Annotated in this window: 16 protein-coding genes; 11 read left to right on the top strand and 5 right to left on the bottom strand. The window is 68.0% G+C overall.

The features are described 5' to 3' along the window. From D107_RS0102480 to D107_RS0102470, 3 genes are all read left to right on the top strand, one after another. Complete coding sequence (locus D107_RS0102480; RefSeq protein WP_018879034.1) at positions 1-348, top strand: hypothetical protein; 348 nt, start codon at positions 1-3, stop codon at positions 346-348. A gap of 11 nt (positions 349-359) precedes the next feature. After that, the gene (locus tag D107_RS0102475) at positions 360-752 is read left to right on the top strand and encodes a CBS domain-containing protein (RefSeq protein ID WP_018145798.1); all 393 of its coding nucleotides are present in this window, start codon (positions 360-362) and stop codon (positions 750-752) included. Positions 753-840: 88 nt separating this feature from the next. Continuing rightward, positions 841-2,115: a diguanylate cyclase gene (locus tag D107_RS0102470; RefSeq protein WP_018880693.1), complete on the top strand. Its 1,275-nt coding sequence runs from the start codon at positions 841-843 to the stop codon at positions 2,113-2,115. Positions 2,116-2,250: 135 nt separating this feature from the next. Here D107_RS0102470 and D107_RS0102465 read toward each other — a convergent pair whose 3' ends face one another. Beyond that, complete coding sequence (locus tag D107_RS0102465; protein ID WP_018877746.1) at positions 2,251-3,012, bottom strand: class I SAM-dependent methyltransferase; 762 nt, start codon at positions 3,010-3,012, stop codon at positions 2,251-2,253. Between the two features lie 181 nt (positions 3,013-3,193). On the opposite strand from D107_RS0102465, the gene D107_RS0102460 reads away from it, so the two are divergent. The 5 genes from D107_RS0102460 to D107_RS0102440 all read left to right on the top strand — a co-directional run bounded on the left by D107_RS0102460 (position 3,194) and on the right by D107_RS0102440 (position 9,152). Beyond that, entirely contained in the window at positions 3,194-4,537 is a 1,344-nt protein-coding gene (locus tag D107_RS0102460) for a phosphomannomutase/phosphoglucomutase (RefSeq protein WP_018880692.1), read from the top strand. 5 nt (positions 4,538-4,542) lie between these two features. Continuing rightward, positions 4,543-5,973 (top strand): mannose-1-phosphate guanylyltransferase/mannose-6-phosphate isomerase, encoded by a 1,431-nt coding sequence (locus D107_RS0102455; RefSeq protein WP_018879036.1) that lies wholly within the window; start codon positions 4,543-4,545, stop codon positions 5,971-5,973. 86 nt (positions 5,974-6,059) lie between these two features. Next, positions 6,060-7,145, top strand: a complete 1,086-nt coding sequence (gene gmd, locus D107_RS0102450) for a GDP-mannose 4,6-dehydratase (protein WP_018880691.1) — start codon at positions 6,060-6,062, stop codon at positions 7,143-7,145. Beyond that, positions 7,138-8,103, top strand: coding sequence for a GDP-L-fucose synthase (locus tag D107_RS0102445; protein ID WP_018877742.1), 966 nt, complete (start codon positions 7,138-7,140; stop codon positions 8,101-8,103). Before gmd ends, D107_RS0102445 begins: the two co-directional genes overlap by 8 nt. Continuing rightward, entirely contained in the window at positions 8,100-9,152 is a 1,053-nt protein-coding gene (locus D107_RS0102440; protein WP_018880690.1) for a glycosyltransferase family 10 domain-containing protein, read from the top strand. The genes D107_RS0102445 and D107_RS0102440 overlap by 4 nt, the downstream gene beginning before the upstream one ends. A gap of 199 nt (positions 9,153-9,351) precedes the next feature. Here the strand turns inward: D107_RS0102440 and D107_RS0102435 are convergent, their stop codons facing one another. Continuing rightward, complete coding sequence (locus tag D107_RS0102435; RefSeq protein WP_026280722.1) at positions 9,352-12,495, bottom strand: error-prone DNA polymerase; 3,144 nt, start codon at positions 12,493-12,495, stop codon at positions 9,352-9,354. 129 nt (positions 12,496-12,624) lie between these two features. On the opposite strand from D107_RS0102435, the gene D107_RS0102430 reads away from it, so the two are divergent. After that, a complete protein-coding gene (locus tag D107_RS0102430; RefSeq protein ID WP_026280721.1) occupies positions 12,625-13,167 on the top strand; it encodes a cyclin-dependent kinase inhibitor 3 family protein in 543 nt (180 codons plus the stop codon). A 15-nt stretch (positions 13,168-13,182) separates the two neighbouring features. Here D107_RS0102430 and D107_RS0102425 read toward each other — a convergent pair whose 3' ends face one another. From D107_RS0102425 to D107_RS0102415, 3 genes are read right to left on the bottom strand one after another with little or no spacing between them, the layout of a single operon-like run. After that, complete coding sequence (locus tag D107_RS0102425; RefSeq protein ID WP_018880687.1) at positions 13,183-14,439, bottom strand: FAD-binding domain-containing protein; 1,257 nt, start codon at positions 14,437-14,439, stop codon at positions 13,183-13,185. After that, on the bottom strand, positions 14,436-15,395 hold the full coding sequence (locus D107_RS0102420) for an NAD(P)/FAD-dependent oxidoreductase (protein ID WP_018867431.1): 960 nt from the start codon (positions 15,393-15,395) through the stop codon (positions 14,436-14,438). Before D107_RS0102420 ends, D107_RS0102425 begins: the two co-directional genes overlap by 4 nt. A 6-nt stretch (positions 15,396-15,401) precedes the next feature. Next, positions 15,402-16,175 (bottom strand): SDR family NAD(P)-dependent oxidoreductase, encoded by a 774-nt coding sequence (locus D107_RS0102415; RefSeq protein WP_018880686.1) that lies wholly within the window; start codon positions 16,173-16,175, stop codon positions 15,402-15,404. Between the two features lie 216 nt (positions 16,176-16,391). Between D107_RS0102415 and D107_RS0102410 the strand changes: the two genes are divergently transcribed. Both D107_RS0102410 and D107_RS0102405 read left to right on the top strand, forming a co-directional pair. Beyond that, entirely contained in the window at positions 16,392-17,963 is a 1,572-nt protein-coding gene (locus D107_RS0102410) for a deoxyribodipyrimidine photo-lyase (RefSeq protein ID WP_018880685.1), read from the top strand. Positions 17,964-18,104: 141 nt separating this feature from the next. Beyond that, positions 18,105-18,752 (top strand): bifunctional 2-polyprenyl-6-hydroxyphenol methylase/3-demethylubiquinol 3-O-methyltransferase UbiG, encoded by a 648-nt coding sequence (locus D107_RS0102405; protein ID WP_018875399.1) that lies wholly within the window; start codon positions 18,105-18,107, stop codon positions 18,750-18,752. The last annotated feature ends 32 nt before the right edge of the window (positions 18,753-18,784 follow it).

Genomic DNA, 18,784 nt, shown 5'->3' with positions numbered 1-18,784 from the left:
ATGAGATTTTCCGCACTGGTGGCCGTCCTCTCGGATGACCTGGAGGAACAGGCAATCGCCACGGCCAAGGAGGCCGGCGCGGGTGGAGTAACCATCATGGACGCGCGCGGCATCGGGGCCGAGGCGCGCAAGACCTTCCTCGGCATGACCTACGAGGGGAGTCAGTCGGTCCTGTTGTGGGTACTGGAGAAGAAAGTGGCCCTGGGCGTGCTCAAGTCCATTTCCAGAGAGCTCGATCTGGCCAATGATCCGCGCGGGATTGCCTTTACGGTGGATCTCGCCCACCTGGCCGGTATCGGGCGCAACCAGATCGAGCAGTTCCAGGAACAGGTCAAGGAAGAACTTTGACGGAGACGATTATGCTGGTAAGCGAGATTCTCAGACCCAACGTGGTGACCGTGTCCCCCCTGGCGCCGTTGCGCGAGGCCATGCAGTTGATGCGCAAGCATGGCGTGAAGTCCCTGGTGGTGGAGAAGCAGCACGCCCACGATGCCTACGGCATCATCACCTACACCACGATCCTGAAGACGATCGTGGCGGAGGAGGGCGATATTGACCTCTCGAACGTCTATGATGTCTGCACCAAGCCGGTGATCACGGTGCCCGCCGAGATGGACGTGAAATATGTGGCGCGGTTGATGGTGAGCCAGGGGATCCGGCGGCTGGTCGTGCTCAAGGGCAACGAGCTCGAGGGCATTGTGACCACCAGCGACATTGTCGGCTCGATCCTCGAGATGGCCGATATGGACTGAACCCCGCCTTCGCGGACGAGTCCGATTCCTCGGCCGTATACTTCGCGGGGCCCGTCCCCGCGCCCATTCGTTTCCGGAAGGCCGTGCCATGCCGCCCATGTCGTTCATCGAGGGGTTCGAGAAACTCCGCCTTCTGGATGCGGCCATCGAGCAGTCGCACAACTCGGTGGTCATCACCGATGCCGATCTGGATGCGGGCCCGCGGATCGTCTACGTGAATGCCGGCTTCGAGCGCATGACCGGCTACGATCGCGACGAGGCCCTGGGCCAGACCCCGCGCATGCTGCAGGGACCGGCCACCTCGCGCGCGGTGCTGGACCGGATGCGGGGTGCCCTGGCCAGCGGGGAGTGTTTCGATGGCGAGGCCATCAACTACCGCAAGGACGGTTCCTGGTACCGGGTTCGCTGGCACATCTCGCCGGTGTATGCGGAGGATGACGACCGCCGGGTGACCCACTTCGTGTCGGTGCAGCAGGACATCACGGACGAACGGCGCCGCGATGACGAGATCCGGCTGCTGTCCACCGCGCTGGAGGTATCCGCGGACCCGGTCCTGATTACCGACCCCGAGGGCACCATCACCTACGTGAATGCGGCCTTCGAGGAACAGACCGGTTATAGCCGCAACGAGGCCCTGGGGCAGACTCCGCGCATCCTGAAATCCGGCCAGCAGGATGCCGATTTCTATCGCGAGATGTGGGACACGCTGAAGCGGGGGGATGCCTTTCGCGGCGAGTTCGTGAATCGGCGCCGGGATGGCTCCCTGATGCACATGGAGCAGAGCATCAGCCCGGTCACCAATGCCGGGGGCGAGGTGACTCACTACGTGTCGATCGGCAAGGACGTGACCGATCGGGTGCGCATGGAAGACGAGATCCGGCGGCTGGCGCACACCGACTGGCTGACGGGTCTGGCCAATCGTCTGAGTCTCGGCGATACCCTCGAGGCGGAGATGGAGCGCAGCCGACGCTACGGGCGTCCGTTGTCCCTGATCATGTTCGATATCGACCGCTTCAAGGACTTCAACGACGACTACGGCCACGAGACCGGGGACGAGGTGCTCAAGCGCCTCGCGGAAACCGTCCGCGGCGCCCTGCGCGAGGCGGATTCCCTAGGCCGCTGGGGCGGGGAGGAGTTCATGGTGGTGGTGCCCGAGACGCCCGGCGCCGGGGCCGCGGCGATGGCGGAGAAACTGCGCAAGGCGGTGGCCGCAATGGAAACACCCTGCCCGATCTCGGTGACGGCCAGTTTCGGTGTCAGCGAGATGCGCCCGGGCGATACGCCGAAGACGCTGGCCCGTCGGGTGGACGAGGCGATGTACCAGGCCAAGGAGTCGGGTCGGAACCGCGTCGTGCTGCTCTGAGCCGAGCACTCAAACCCGACACACCCCCGGCCAGCAAAAAGGGCCGACCCGAATGGGCCGGCCCTTTCGCTTTCAGCGGGCAATTTCAGGGACGATATGCGGGGCGCGGCGTCGCGCCCCAGCCGCGCCCGCGGCCTACGCGCGGCGGCGCAGGACCCAGATCTCCAGCAGTGCCCAGTCTTCGCCCGGGTAGTTCTCCTGTTCCAGCGGCGACAGCCGGCGGTGCCGGCTGGCGGTGCTGCCCACGAACTCCAGGTGTTCCAGCAGCAGGCGCTTGGTGGCGTCGGCCTTTTCCAGCGCGAAGGGGTTCAGGAAGTTGACGAGCATATAGCCCTCGCGCGGGGTCTCGGCGAAGGAGCGCACCAGCTTCTCGATGGCCGGCGGGTCGAGGTAGACCAGCGACGCGGTGGAGATCACGATATCGGCGTCGGCCATGGCCTTTTCGATCGCGGCCTGGGTCTCCGGCGCCGGCTGGTTCAGATCGGCCTCGAAGGTCTCGTCGAACAGCCCGGCGCTCTTGCCGTAGGCCAGGGCATTGCCGGAGATATCGATCCCGGTGGTCTTCATCGGCAGGCGGCGCGGCGCGGCGACGGTCTTGCAGGCCTGTTCGTCGGCCCAGTTGGCGCGGATCGCCTCGACATCCATGTTGTGGATGGCGGCCATGGTGGTGTTGCCGAAGCAGCAGCACAGGTCCACGTAGTTCAGGGGCTTGCCGGCGGCCGCCTGCTTCTCGGCCCAGGGCAGGATCAGCCGGTCGAAGGTTTGCCGGTTGAAGTCGTCGGAGATGTAATCGAGCGCGTCGATGATGCGCTCCTTGAACGGTACCGGCGTCTCGGCGACGTAGATGTCGTCGAAATGCTGTTTCTTCTCCTCGGTCTTCACTTGCGGCTCACTCATCGGCTTTTCCTCGTTTGATAAACCCACCATGTTCGGGGGCATGCGCGCGGAACGTCAAGTAACGCTACTGGCGCCGGTGATGCTGGCAGGGCCTCGCGCGGCGTTCCGGCTATGTATCATGAAGGAATACGCGGGAAGGCTTGCGCGCCGTTGTCGCGAAGAATGCGGAAAAGGGACGTGAATGAAGATCGACTGTTTCAAGGCCTATGACGTACGCGGGCGGGTGCCGGATCAGCTCAACCCGGAGGTGGTAAGGGCCATCGGGCGTGCGTTTGCCGAGGAGATTCGGCCGGGTCGAACCGTGGTGGGCCACGATATTCGCCTGTCCAGCCCGGAACTGGCGCGGGCGCTGATCGAGGGCCTGACCGCGGGCGGTAGCGACGTGGCGGACATCGGTATGTGCGGCACGGAGGAGGTCTACTTCGCAACGGCGCACTACGGCGCCGGTGGTGGGATCATGGTCACGGCGAGCCACAACCCGCTGGACTACAACGGCCTGAAACTGGTGCGCAGCGAGGCGCGCCCGATCAGTGGCGACTCGGGCCTGCAGGCGATTCGTCTCCGGGCCGAGCGGGGGGATTTCCGACCCATGCCCAATGGGCAGATCCGGCATCTGGACCACCGGGGCGACTACGTGGCGCGGCTGCTGGCCTCGATCCAGCGCGAGGCCCTGCCGCCCCTGAAGATCGTGGTCAATCCGGGCAACGGCGGCGCGGGCCCGGTGCTGGAGGCGCTGGAGCCGCATCTGCCGTTCGAGCTGATCCGGGTCAATTTCGAGCCGGACGGTCGTTTTCCCAATGGCATCCCCAACCCGCTACTGCCGGAGAACCGCGCCGCCACCGCCAATGCGGTGCGGACTCATGGCGCGGATCTGGGCGTGGCCTGGGACGGGGACTTCGACCGCTGTTTCCTGTTCGACGCCCAGGGGAACTTCATCGAGGGGTACTACATCGTCGGCCTGCTCGCGGAGGCCTGCCTGGACGGCCATGCCGGCGAGCGTATCGTCCATGATCCGCGCCTGACCTGGAACACCATCGAGATGGTGCGCGCCGCGGGCGGCGAGCCGATCCAGTCGAAGACCGGGCATGCCTTCATGAAAGAGCGGCTGCGCCTCGAGGACGCCATCTACGGTGGCGAGATGAGCGCGCACCACTATTTCCGCGATTTCTACTACTGCGATACCGGCATGCTGCCGTGGCTGCGAGTGGCCGAACTGATGGGGCGGCGCGAACAGTCCCTGGGCGAGATGGTCGCCGAGCGCATGGCCCGCTACCCCTGCAGCGGCGAGTTGAACTTCGAGGTGGAGGACGCCGCAGCGGCCAGCGAGCGCGTGCTGCAGGCCTACGCCGGGCAGGGCGGGGAGGAGGATCACACGGATGGCGTCAGCCTGGAATTCGCCGACTGGCGGTTCAACGTGCGCAGCTCGAATACCGAACCGCTGCTGCGCCTGAACGTGGAGACCCGCGCGGACCCGGCCCTGCTGGAGCGCCGCGTGGACGAGATTTCCCGCCTGATACGGGGTTAAGGACGATGGAACAGACGCAAAGCCGGATCGAACTGCAACCGGTGATCCTGGCCGGCGGCTCGGGCACCCGCCTGTGGCCGGTATCCCGCAGCCATTATCCGAAACAGTTCCTGCCCCTGACCGGGGAACAGACCCTGCTGCAGCAGACCGCCCAGCGACTGGACGGTCTGGGCGCGGCCCCGCCGCTGGTGCTGGCCAATGTCGAGCACCGTTTCCTGGCGGCCGAACAACTGCGCGCGGCGGGCGTACAGCAGGCACGCATCCTGCTGGAGCCCGAGGGCCGCAATACCGCCCCGGCGATCGCGCTGGCGGCATTGCAGGCGCGGTCCGAGGGGCGCGATCCGCTGCTCCTGGTGTTGGCGGCGGATCACCACATCGGCGATCCCGAGGCCTTCCGGGACGCGGTGGTGCGGGCGATGGCGCTGGCCGAGGCGGGGCATCTCGTGACCTTCGGGATCGTGCCCACGGCGCCGGAGACCGGCTATGGCTATATCCAGCAGGGCGATGCACTGGGCGCGGATGGCGCGCGCGTCGCCCGCTTCGTGGAAAAGCCGGACGCGGCCACCGCCCGCGAGTACATCGAGCGCGGCGATTACCTCTGGAACAGCGGGATGTTCGTGTTTCGGGCGTCGCAGTATCTGGAAGAACTGGAACGTTTCGAACCCGTCATCGTGTCTGCTTGCCGGAGCGCCCTGGAGAACGCGCGGGAAGACCTCGACTTCCTCCGGGTGGACCCCGACGCGTTTGCGGCGGCCCCCCATATCTCGGTCGATTACGCCGTGATGGAGCGGACCGAGCACGCGGCCGTCACGCCGCTGGCGGCTGGCTGGAGTGATATCGGCTCGTGGTCGGCTCTCGCGGGGGTGCGGGGCGTGGACGAGCAGGGCAACACCCTGCGCGGGGACTGCCTGCTGGAAGACAGCGAGGGCTGCGTGGTCGATGCCGATGGTCTGCTGGTCGCGGGCATCGGGCTGCGCAATCTGGCGGTAGTGGCCACCCGCGACGCCGTGCTGGTGGCCGACCGCGACCGGGTGCAGGACGTCAAGCGCATCGTCGAACGCCTGCAGGCGGCCGATCGTAGCGAGCACGTGGACCACACCGTGGTGTACCGGCCCTGGGGCTGCTATGAATCCATCGATACCGGGTCGCGCTACCAGGTCAAGCGCATCACCGTGAATCCCGGCGCGCGCCTGTCGCTGCAGATGCATCACCACCGGGCGGAACACTGGGTGGTCGTCAGCGGGACCGCGCGCGTCACCAACGGCGAACAGAACTACCTGGTCACCGAGAACGAGTCGACCTTCATCCCGATCGGGCAGGTGCACTGCCTGGAGAACCCCGGTGCGCTGCCGCTGGAACTGATCGAGGTGCAGTCCGGCAGCTATCTGGGCGAGGACGACATCGTGCGCCTGGAGGACGTCTACGGGCGCGCCTGAAGCACGTGCCGCCGGGGGCGGGAATGGTATGATCCCGCGTTTTGGGCGGGGCGTGGGGCGCACGCCGCCCGGCAGCGGGAGTCGATATGGCCAAAGTGGCATTGATCACCGGGATCACCGGACAGGACGGGGCCTACCTGGCCGAGTTCCTGCTGGACAAGGGCTACGAGGTACACGGCATCAAGCGTCGTTCCTCGCTGTTCAATACCGATCGCATCGACCACCTGTATCAGGACCCGCACGAGAGCGATCGCCGCTTCATCCTCCACCACGGCGATCTGACCGACTCCACCTGCCTGATCCGCATCATCCAGCAGGTGCAGCCGGACGAGATCTACAACCTGGCCGCGCAGTCGCACGTGGCGGTCTCCTTCGAGGAGCCGGAATACACCGCCAACTCCGATGCCCTGGGCACGCTGCGCCTGCTGGAGGCAATCCGCATCCTCGGCATGGAGCAGACCACGCGCTTCTACCAGGCGAGCACCTCGGAGCTCTACGGCAAGGTGCAGGCCACGCCGCAGGACGAAACCACCCCGTTCTACCCGCGCAGCCCCTATGCGGTGGCCAAGCTGTATGCCTACTGGATTGTGGTCAACTACCGCGAGGCCTACGGCATGTACGCCTGCAACGGCATCCTGTTCAACCACGAATCCCCGGTGCGCGGCGAGACCTTCGTCACCCGCAAGATCACCCGCGCCCTCGCGCGCATCAAACTCGGGCTGCAGGAACGGCTGTACCTCGGCAACCTGGACGCGAAACGCGACTGGGGCCATGCCCGCGACTACGTCGAGATGCAGTGGCTGATGCTGCAGCAGGACACCCCGGACGACTACGTGATCGCCACTGGCGAACAGCACAGCGTACGCGACTTTGTCGACGCCGCGGCCCATGAGCTGGGCATGCGCATCGAATGGCGCGGCGAGGGCGTGGACGAGCAGGGCTTGGACGAGAAGGGCCGCTGCATCGTGTCGGTGGACCCGCGCTATTTCCGGCCCACCGAGGTCGAGACCCTGCTGGGGGATGCCAGCAAGGCCAGGCGCGAGCTGGGCTGGGAACCGCGCATCCGCTTCGAGGAACTGGTGGCCGAGATGGTGCGCGAAGACCTCAGAAGCGCCGAACGCGACGAGCTGGTGCGCGACCACGGCTACCGCACCCTGAGCCGCCATGAGTAAGCCGCAGCGCGTCTTCGTCGCCGGGCATCGGGGGATGGTGGGCAGCGCCATCTGCCGCCAGCTCGAGGACTGGCCGGGCGTGGAGCTGCTGACCCGCACCCACGCCGAGCTCGACCTGACCGATCAGGCCGCGGTGGAGGCCTTCATGCGCGTGGAACGCCCGGACCAGGTCTATCTGGCGGCGGCGAAGGTGGGCGGGATTCACGCCAACAACACCTATCCGGCCGAGTTCATCCGCGACAACCTGGCGATCCAGACCAACGTAATTCACGCCGCCCACGGCGCCGGCGTGCGGCGGCTGCTGTTTCTCGGCTCCAGCTGCATCTACCCGCGCGAGGCCCCGCAGCCGATCGCGGAGGCCGCCCTGCTGACCGGGCCGCTGGAGCCGACCAATGAGCCCTACGCCATTGCCAAGATCGCGGGCATCAAGCTGTGCGAGAGCTACAACCGGCAGTACGGCACGGACTATCGCTCGGTCATGCCGACCAACCTCTACGGCCCGGGCGACAACTACCACCCGGAGAACAGCCACGTGATCCCCGGGCTGATCCGGCGCTTTCACGAGGCGAAACAGGCCGGCGCCGATTACGTGACCGTCTGGGGCAGCGGGACCCCGCGCCGCGAGTTCCTGCATGTGGATGACATGGCGGGGGCCTGCGTGCACGTGATGAACCTCGACCAGACCACGTACGCGGAGCACACCGAGCCGATGCTGAGCCACATCAACGTGGGCACGGGCGAGGATCTGACCATTGCCGAACTGGCGCAGCGGGTGGCCGGCGTGGTCGGCTTCCGGGGCGAGCTGCGCTTTGACCGCTCGAAGCCGGACGGTACCCCGCGCAAGCAGCTGGACGTCTCGCGCCTCGCGGCGCTGGGCTGGAAGGCCCGCATCGGGCTCGACGAAGGGCTGGCCGGGGCCTATGCCGAGTTCCTGGAACACGGCGGAGCCAACCGGTGAGCGATTCGCCGACGGACCGGATCCGGGTCAAGTTCCTGTCGACGATGCGCGAGTCGATCTGGCGCCACCAGCTGCCGGACGGCGTGGCGCAATGGGGGCGCTGCGAGTTCACCTTCGACCCGCAGGCCACCGAGTACGACTGGCTGGTGGTGTACGACGAATTCCCGTCCAACACCGGTCGCAACCGCCATTACAGCGAACGCCTCGCCTGTGGCGCCGAGCGCACCCTGCTGGTGACCATGGAGCCGCCCTCGATCAAGTCCTACGGCCGGCGCTTTACGCGCCAGTTCGGCCGGGTACTGACCTCGCACCCGGAATGGGCGCTCAAGCACCGGCGGCGCATCCATTCCCAGCAGGGGATGATCTGGTACTACGGCTTCGGCAGTCAGGGTGAACGGCCGTACAACGACATGCGGGCGAACCCGCCGCTGGAAAAGACCCGCGACATCGCCACCATGTGCTCGGCCAAGCGCCAGCGGCACACCCTGCATCGGCGGCGCTACGACTTCACCTGGGCGCTGAAGGCCCAACTGCCGGAGCTGGAGATCTTCGGCAAGGGCGTACAGCCGCTGGACGACAAGGCCGAATGCCTGGATGCCTACCGCTATCACGTCGCGGTGGAGAACTACGTGGGGCCGCATCACTGGACCGAGAAGCTGGCGGACGCCTTCCTCGGCGCCACGCTGCCGTTCTACTACGGCGCGCCGAATGCCGCGGACTACTTCCCGCCGGAGAGCTTCATTGCCATCGACATCGACGATGTCGAAGGGACGGCCGAGCGCATTCGCCGCGCGATCCGCGACAACGAATACGAACAGCGGCTGCCGCATATCCTCGAGGCCCGGCGTCGCGTGCTGGAGGAGTACAACCAGTTCGCCGTCGTCGCGCGCATCATCGAGGCCGCGCACGACACCGAACCGGCCGGGCCGACCGGCCAGTGGATCCACTCGCGCCGGGCCCTGCGCCGCCGCGATCCGCTGGCCGCCCTGGAGGGCGCCTGGGAAAAACTCACCCAGCGCATCGGCCACCTCTCCGGCCGCGCTGGCTGAGGTATTTCGCGGGCCAGGGACAACAGGCCGAGAGATCACGCCTGTCCAACCAGGGCCGTTTCGCGTGATCGATTCAGCGATGCATGCCGGGAATTCTCGGTGAACTCCGTGTGCTCTGTGGTTTTCCTTCGTGCCTTCGTGAGCTTCGTGGTGAATAAGGCCCCGGTCTTTTAGTCGCTATGCGGATGACGAATGCCGATCAGCCGAAGTCGCGGGAGCGGGTGGTCAGCTCGCCCAGCCAGGCGCTGCGGTCGATCAGGCGCTGCACGATCAGGTGGCCGACCCCCTCGCTGTACTGCCATTCCCCGTGGGCCTCCAGCAGGCGGCCGTGCAGGACCTCGGCGCGAAAGCGCTCCACCCGGTCCGGCCAGACGATCAGGTTCAGCGTGCCGCTCTCGTCCTCCAGGGTCAGGAATACCGTGCCGTTGGCCGAGCCGGGCCGCTGGCGGGTGATCACAAGGCCGGCATAGCGGGCACCGGGATGCCCGGGGCGCTCCAGCAGCCGGGCGGCGGTGGGCAGCCGCCTGCGCTCAAGGAACGGGCGTATCAGCGCCAGCGGGTGCGGGCCCAGGCTCAGCCCGGTGGTGGCGTAATCCTGCACCAGGTCGTCCACCGCATCGGGGCGCGGCAGGATCGGGGTCACGTCGGCCTCGCGCACCGTCTCGGCCGGGGCGTCGGCGAACAGGGGCAGGGGTTCCTCCACCGCCTCGGTCGCCCAGCGCGCCTGGTGGCGGTTGCCGGCCAGGCCCTTCAGGGCGTCGGCGCGGGCCAGGCGGTTGGCCTGGGCGCGGGTCAGGGCGGCGCGGGCCACCAGGTCCGGCACGTCCGCGAAAGGCCGTTCGGCGCGCGCGGCGACGACGCGCTCGGCCACGGTCTGCGCGAGCCCGCCAACCCGGTTCAGGCCCAGGCGCAGCGCCAGCGCGTCGCTCCCGGCCACCGGCTCCACCGTGCAGTCCCAGTCACTGCAGCGCACATCCACCGGCCGCACCTCCACGCCGTGGCGGCGGGCGTCGGCGACGATCTGTGCCGGGGCGTAGAAGCCCATCGGCTGGCTGTTCAGCAGCGCGCAGGCAAAGATCGCCGGTTCGTGGCACTTGAGCCAGGACGAGACCCAGGTGATCAGCGCAAAGCTGGCCGAGTGCGACTCGGGAAAGCCGTACTCGCCAAAGCCGAGGATCTGCTTGTACAGCTGCTCGGCGAACTTCTCCGGATAGCCGCGTTGCCGCATCCCGTCCATCAGGCGCTCGCGGTAGCGTGCGAGCTGGCCGGTACGCCGCCAGGCCCCGATCGCGCGGCGCAGCCCGTCCGCCTCGCCGGCGGAGAAGCCGGCCGCGACCATCGCCAGCTCGATCACCTGCTCCTGGAAGATCGGCACGCCCAGGGTGCGCCCCAGCACGCGCTTCACCTCTGCGTTCGGGTAGCGCACCCGCTCCGGGTGGGCGCGGCGCTTCAGGTACGGGTGCACCATCTCGCCCTGAATCGGGCCGGGGCGCACGATGGCGATCTCGATCACCAGGTCGTAGAAGTTCGCGGGCTTCAGGCGCGGCAGCATGCTCATCTGCGCGCGCGACTCGATCTGGAACACGCCCAGGGTGTCGGCCTTCTGCAGCATGCGGTAGACCGCCGGGTCCTCGGCCGGGATGTCGGCCAGGCCCCAGTCGCGGCCCCGGTGGCGCGCCATCAGCTCCAGCGCGCGGCGCACGCAGGAGAGCATGCCCAGCGCCAGCACGTCGATCTTCAACAGCCCCACCGCGTCGAGGTCGTCCTTGTCCCACTGGATCACCGAGCGCTCCGGCATCGCCGCGTTCTCGATGGGCACCAGCTCGTCCAGCCGGCCCTCTGCGATCACGAAACCGCCGGTGTGCTGCGACAGGTGGCGGGGGAAGCCCAGCAGTTCGGCGGTCAGCGTCTGCCACTGCCGGGCCAGGGCGCCATCCGGGTCCAGCCCGACCTCGCGCAGGCGCTCGGCGGGGATGCCGTCGTCCCACCAGGCGAGGTTGGCGGTCAGCGCATCCAGCCGCGCGCGCGAGATGCCCAGGGCGCGGCCGACGTCGCGCAGGGCGCTGCGCCGGCGGTAGCGGATTACCGTACAGGCCAGCGCCGCGCGCTCGCGGCCGTAGCGCTGGTAGATGTACTGGATCACCTCCTCGCGGCGCTCGTGCTCGAAGTCGACGTCGATATCCGGCGGCTCGCCACGCTCGGCGGAGATGAAGCGCTCGAACAGCATGCTGGAGCGCGAGGGATCCACCGCCGTGATCCCGAGCGCATAACAAACGGCGGAATTCGCCGCCGAGCCGCGCCCCTGGCACAGGATCCCGCGCCCGCGCGCAAAGCGCACGATGTCGTAGACCGTCAGGAAGTAGGGCTCGTAGCCGAGCTGCGCGATGATCCCGAGCTCGCGCTCGATCTGTTCGGACACCTTCGGCGGGATGCCGTCGGGCCAGCGCCCGCGCGCGCCCTTCAGGGTCGCCTCGCGCAGGTAGGCGGCCGGGCTCGTGTCCCGGGGCAGGGGATCGGTCGGGTAGCGGTAGGTGACCGCGTCCAGCGAGAAGTCGCAGTCCTGTGCGATCCGCACACTGGCTGCGAGCCAGGCGGCGGGATACAGCGTGGCCAGGTCGTCGCGCGGGCGCAGGCAGCGCTCGCCGTTGGGGAAGCGCGCCGGGGCCGCCTCGGCAACCGTGGTGCGCAGGCGCAGCGCGGTCAGCACGTCCTGCAGGGCACGCCGGCCGCGAGCGTGCATGTGCACATCGCCGCAGGCGACGATCGGGAGCCCCGTCGTGTCGGCGAGCTGCCGTGCGCGGGTCGCGAGCGGGGCATCCTCCGGCGTGCGCAACTGGCTGACTGCCAGATGGGCCTGGTCCGGCACGGCCCACCCGGCCAGCCAGCGGGCCGTTTCGGCGAGCGTCGGCTCCGCGATCTCGGGCTCGATGCGCAGCAGGACGTGCCAGCCGGTACGGGCCTCGGCGGGCAGGGCGTCGAGGTCCGCTTGCGTCAGGTGGTAGTGCCCCTTGTCCGCCGCCCCGCGCGCCCGGGTGATCAGACGGCACAGCGCGGCATAGCCCGCCGCATTACGCACCAGCAGGGTCAGGGCGGGGCCGTGTGTCAGCCGGAAGGTCGCCCCCAGGATCAGGTGCAACCCGCAGTCCTTCGCCGCCGCGTGCGCGCGGACCACGCCGGCCAGCGAGGCGATATCGGTCAGCGCCAGCGCGCGATAGCCCAGCGCCTGGGCCCGCTCGACCAGCTCCTCCGGGTGCGAGGCCCCGCGCAGGAACGAGAAGTTGCTGACGCTCGTCAACTCGGCATACGCCGGGCTTGCGGGCTGAGGGGGCGGGGTGTCTTCCATATACTGTATATAAAAACAGTACAGCGGCGGACGCAAGAAACCGGGCCCGCGCGGAGGGTCCCGGAATGCACCTCACCGCCTGCAGTGGCGCTACACTGAGGGGACATTCCCAACGCGCTGGAGCGCCTTGTGAACCCGCCACGCACCGATTCGCCCGTTCTCGATATCGGCAGTATTCCGTTGCCCGAGGGCGGGGCCATTGGGATGACCCGCTGCCCCGGAAAACGCCCGAATGAAGCGGTCTGCGCGCCGCGGGATGTTCAGGCGGATCTTGTGGCCCTGCGGGACTGGGGCGCGGGGACCGTCGTGACCCTGAACCAGAACCGCGAGCTGACGGGGCTCGGGGTGCCGGACCTGGGCGCAAGCGTCCAGGCAGCCGGCATGCGCTGGGTGCACCTGCCGATCGGGGACATGGCCGCCCCGGACCGTCCCTGGGAAACAGGCTGGGGAGACGTCGGGCCCCGCATCCATCAGTGGCTGCGGGCGGGGGAGCGCGTGGCCTTTCATTGTGGTGGCGGGCAGGGTCGCGCGGGGACCATCGCGGCCCTTACGCTCATTGAACGCGGATACACGCCGGACGAGGCCATTCAGACGGTGCGCAAGGCCCGCCCCGGTGCGATCGAGAGCCCCGACCAGGAGCGCTACCTGCTGAATCGACCGCTCCCCACTTGATCGGACTGCCTGGCGTTACAGGCCGTTCCGGGCGAGCAGTTCCGGGATCTGGCGCTTGAACCGGAAGAATCCGTGGGTGGCATGGGGCCAAGCGAGGTCGTCCCACATCCGGCGCAGCGGAATGACCTCGATTCCGTCTTCCCCCAGCTCGTGAGCAATGACATCCAGGGCGTCGGCCAGGGGCCCGACAGGCGCCTCCGGTGTGGCGATGGTGGTCACGCCGGCGGCGGCACACTGCGACCGGAGGGTCTCCGCATGGAGTTGCGGGAGAACGGTTGCGGGTTGCTGTAGGCTCTCGCCCGCGCGCCGCGCCGCATCCTCGGCTAGCGTGTCTACCCAGTGGCCAGTCGCGGCCCCAAATGGCCAGGGCATGTCAGGGTGGCCGCGCCGGGCGACGGCGATTGCCGCCACGTCGGTCTCCTTCGGCAATACTTCCTGACCGCTGAAGTCGTCGCCATGCAACAGGAGGAGCACGCGCCGGCCGCGCGGCAGGGTTCGCGGGCCCGGGAGGGCCCCAGCAACAGGCGGACTCTCGTCGCGGATAGCGGGCGCTTCGGACGCCAGACCGTGCGGACCGAACCGATTGTCGGTAAACCGGGCAATATTGTCGGTCGTTGCGAGGTAGATCTTGCCCGGCGTCTGGATACCCGCGACCCAGCGCCAGCCCAGGGTGTTGGAGGCAGGGTCGGCATCGAGCAGATGGCGCAGGAAGAAGTCCGCCCCCAACGTCCACGGCAGCCTCAGAGTGAAGATCCAGATCGACGCAAACCACATGCGCGCATGGTTGTGCAGATACCCGGTTGCGACCAGTTCGCGGGCCCATTGGTCGAATCCGTCGACTCCGCTGCGCCCGGCCTCGGCCGCGGCGACGGCCTCGCGCAGGCCATCGTCTTCGGCGAGGCGTGCCCGATCGCTGTCGCGTTCTTCCAGGAAGGCCCGCCAGACGCGGGGGCGCATCTGCAGCCACCCCTTCCAGTAGGTACGCCAGAAGACTTCCTGGACAAACTTCTCGGCCGCCTCGGGTGAATGCCGGGCCAGGACCCGTGCGATCACCTCGTGTTCGCTAATGGCCCGATGGCGGATGTAAGGCGAAAGCAGCGATACGTTGTCGCGGCCACCGGGCCCGGGGTCGCGGTTGCGCTGGGCCGCATAGTGACGCCCCGCGCGGGGGACAAAATCCGACAGCCGCTCCAGGGCGGCCGCCCGTGACGGCGGGAAAAGGGCGGCGCGTTCGTCTGGTGTGTCGCCGTCGGTGTCGACGAGGCCGGTCATGGGGTGCCCCTGTGCGGGGCGGGAAGGTTCTCGAGGACCGCGTCCGCTAGGGCCTGGCCGCTGTCGAATGCCGACTCGACGCGCGGTCCCAGGGCCCAGTCCCCGCAGGCGCCCAGGCGCTGCCCGGCGTCCCAGAGGCAGGGGCGGCCGGCGGCCTGCTCGACTCGCGCGTACAGCCACCGGTGGACCTGATGCTGGAGCAGGCGGCCGGAGCCGAGCAGGGGCCGCAGGGCGCTCAGTAGCGGATGGGCCAGTTGATCCGGGTCTTCCTGGATGTGCTCGCGGGACCAGTCGGGGCCAGCGTGGGCCACGAGGGCCTCGGATTCCGCATCTCGGCCAGGTTTGGTGCCGTTCCGGGCAACCCATGCCAGTGGTTGCCCGGACAATTCGCGCGACGTTTCGTGCAGGTCGGTCCGGCCTTCGACGGCGGCCATCAATGCAATGCAGGGGGCATAGCGAACGCCCGCGAGCTCCGCAAACCCCGTCTCGGCGGTGGCCGCCAGCTCTGCGGCCTGCGGTGCGGGCAGGGCGAGCAGGACTGCGTCGAACGGGCCCTCAAGGCCGGCATGTTCAGGCACCGACTCGATCTGTAGATACCAGACCCCGTCTGAACGTCGAAGGCCGTCGACTCGGGAGTTGCGCCGCACCTCCAGGGGTGCAGCCAGGGCACCGGCCGGGGCCGTCATGTCGGTGTGGCCCACAAGCCTGTCGGCTCCCCATTCCGCCACCACACCCTGCGCTTGCCAGGCCTGTACCTGACGGCGAAAGCCTGCCCCACGAGCAGTGAAATACTGGGCCCCGTGATCGAAGCTCAGGCCATCCGTGCGCCGCGTCGCCATGCGTCCGCCGAGGCCCCGGCTCTTCTCCAGCACGAGACAGTCATGACCGGCATCGTGCAGCCGCCGGGCGGCTGCGAGCCCGGAGATCCCGGCACCAATGATCGCGATGCGTGCCACAACCCTTCAGCCGCCTGTCGGGACCATTGGGCGCACGCGGGAGAACCCTCCGTCCACCGACAGGACCTGGCCGGTGACCCATCCGGCCTCGTCGGACAACAACCATGTGACAGCCCGCGCGAGGTCTTCCGCCTGCCCGTAACGCTGCAGCGGATACTGCGCCACGATCTGTGCCTCGGCACGCGGGGAGGCAAACAACCGTTCGGTGGCGCCCGTCCGTGTCAGCCCGGGTGCAATCCCGTTAACCCGGATGCCGTGGCCGGCGTAGGTCGCGGCAGCGGCCGGGACCAGGCTGGCGATCGCACCCTTGGCCATCGCAATCGCCTCGTGATTGGACACGCCGATCTGAGCAACGACCGAGCTGAACAGAACGGCGCTGCCGCGGGGTTCGTCCGTCTGGAGTCGGGCCTTCACCCAGGCGCGCAAAGTGTAAAAGGCGCTGTCCTGGTTGGCCGCCATGCAGTCGCGATACTGCGCCTCTGTGGTTCGGTGCAACGGGGCCAGCAGCGCGCTGCCGGCACAGTGAGCGAGTCGCGTGGGGGGCTCGCCGAAATGTTCGGAGGCCCGGACCACGGCCGCATCCGCGCCTTCAGCGGTACTGACATCCGCGGCGATCGTACAGGCCTCGAGGTCATTCGGAAGCTGCCCGCGAAGGACTTCCAGCCCCTCGGCGTTGCGCGAGACAAGAGCGACCCGGTCATATGCGGGATCGAGGGATCGCAACAGCGCGCTTGCCACCCCGCCGGTTGCGCCGGTCACCAGGACTGTCCGTTTCGTCATCGCGCGTGGCTCCTTCGGGCTACTTACATGGGGCAAGACAAAGCGTTCGTCCTGTCTCCGGAGGGCAAGTTCAACAGGGACCTTCGAGCCGCCCCTGAGCGGGTTGTCGCTTTGCCCCGCACGAACCCCGAGCGCCGCCGGGTGTCTGCACTGGGAAGACCGGGCGGCGGCTTCCATGCAGGCCCGCCCAGCCCCACCTTGCGGAGTCCGTGACAGATGCCCAAGCCCGTCCACCTCGTATGGTTCAAGCGCGATCTGCGCGTCGATGATCACGGCCCGCTTCATCACGCCGCACAGGCGGGACCCATACTGCCGCTGTACATTGTGGAGCCCGGCTACTGGGAGCTGCCGGATACGAGCCGGCGCCATTGGGATTTCATCCGGGCCAGCCTCCTGGAACTGGACCAGGCCTTGTCCGATCTTGGTCGGTCCCTCGTCGTGCGCGAGGGCTCTGCGGTGGAGGTGCTCCAGCAGCTACTCGACGAGATCCCGGTTGCAGCCGTGTACAGCCATCAGGAAACCGGGAATCGCTGGACCTATGACCGTGATCGTGCGGTCGCACGCCTGCTGCGCGATCGCGGTGTCCCGTGGCGCGAGTATCGTCAGCATGGGGTCGTGCGCGGGCTGCGCAACCGCGATGGCTGGGCGTCCCAGTGGGAGGATTTGATGCGTGAACGCCCCTTTGGCGCACCTGGGGCTTTGGCCGCTGGACCCGCGGTGGCCGGCGGGGTCGACCGCCTGCCGCAGGCTCCGGCGGGTGTTGCGGCCGACGCCGCGATCGATCTGCAGTCCCCGGGATTGCAAGCCGGGCGCCGCGTTGTGCGCGATTTCCTGCGCGAGCGCGCAGAGCACTATGCCGGTGGTATCAGCAGCCCCGCGCGGGCCTGGACCGCCAGTTCGCGGCTGAGCCCGCATCTGGCTTACGGCACGGTTTCGTTGCGCCGCGTGCTGCAGGCCTCGCGCGAACGTCAGAGGGAGGTGGGCGCGCCGCGCGGCCTGGATCGCCGGCAGGCAGCATGGAAGAGGTCGCTGCGCCAGTTCGAGGAGCGGTTGCACTGGCACTGCCACTTCATGCAGAAGCTGGAAGATGCCCCGGACATCGAGTTCCAGAACCTGCATCGTGCTTGCGATGGACTGCGTGAAGACGCCTTTGATGAGCACCGTTTTCGTGCCTGGCAAGACGGCCTCACGGGATACCCCCTGGTCGATGCGTGCATGCGCGCCTTGCGCGATCACGGCTGGATCAACTTCCGTATGCGCGCGATGGTCGTCGCGTTCGCCTCATATCACCTCTGGCTCCACTGGCGCCGGCCCGCGCAGCATCTGGCACGCATGTTCACGGACTACGAGCCCGGCATCCACTATAGCCAGATGCAGATGCAGTCGGGAACGACGGGTATCAACGCCCTGCGCATCTACAACCCGGTGAAGCAATCGCTGGATCAGGATCCGGACGGCGTGTTTATTCGGCAATGGGTACCGGAACTGGCGCGAGTACCGGGCGACTGGATTCACCAGCCCTGGAAGATGACAGAGGGCCTGCAGCGTGAATCCGGTTGCCGCATTGGCCACGACTATCCGCTGCCGGTGGTGGATCACGAGCACGCGGCGCGGCTGGCACGTGAACGCTTCAAGTCGGTGCGCGGGACCGGGGCTTCCCGTCAGGAGACGGCCGGCATCCACCAGCGCCATGGCAGCCGGCGCCGCCCTTCTGCGCGTACCCCGGGCCGGACGAGGCAGGCGCGTACGCGGGATCAGATGGACCTGTTCCCGGACCCGGATCCGTGAGCGGCTTCCGGGGTACGGCTTCGGGGCTCGTCGAACAGCGCGGCTGTCCTGCATGTGTACGCGATAGAGTAGGGCGTTACGGCCGGCTCGGTAGGGCGGGCTCGCTCCGTCAATCGTCACCGGTACCGGTCGAGGCATGCCATGCGAAGCGCGATCTATGATTTCCTGATCCTGCGGCTGACGGCTCACTGGTACGCGGCGGCGCTGGAACGGATTCCCGACGGGGCACGGGTTCTGGACGTGGGGATCGGCACGGCCGGGGCATTACTGGCCAACGCACCGGGTGTCAGACGCAAGGAATTGCGTGTCACGGGGATCGACATCGACGGCGACTACGTCCGTCGGGCCCAGCGGCGGTTGGCGGAGTCACCGTTGGCCGACTGCGTCGAGGCGCGTCAGGAATCCGTGTACGACCACGCGGGCGGCCCCTACGACGTGGTGTATTTCTCGGCGAGCTTCATGCTGCTGCCCGATCCAGAACAGGCCCTGCGCCATGCCACTGGCCAGCTACGACCGGACGGTCGCTTCCTGTTCACGCAGACCATCCAGCGTCGGCCCTCTCGCTGGATGGAGTGGTTCAAGCCGCTGCTGCGACGGCTCACTACCATCGATTTCGGGCAGGTGACCTACGAGGCGGATCTCCGTGCCCAGCTGGCGGCGGCCGGGCTGGTGGTCGAGGAATGGACCGTACTCGCCACCCACGGGGCTCGCGCCTCCTGTCTGGTGGTGGCGAGACCTGCCAGTACGACCGCCGGTCAGGATGCCAGCCAGCGCGCCAGCAGCATATAGCGGCCACTCATCGATCCAGACCACCAACCCCC

This window comes from Thioalkalivibrio sp. ALE30 (genome assembly GCF_000377465.1).
GTDB lineage: Bacteria > Pseudomonadota > Gammaproteobacteria > Ectothiorhodospirales > Ectothiorhodospiraceae > Thioalkalivibrio.
This window is presented reverse-complemented; position numbering and strand designations above follow the sequence as displayed.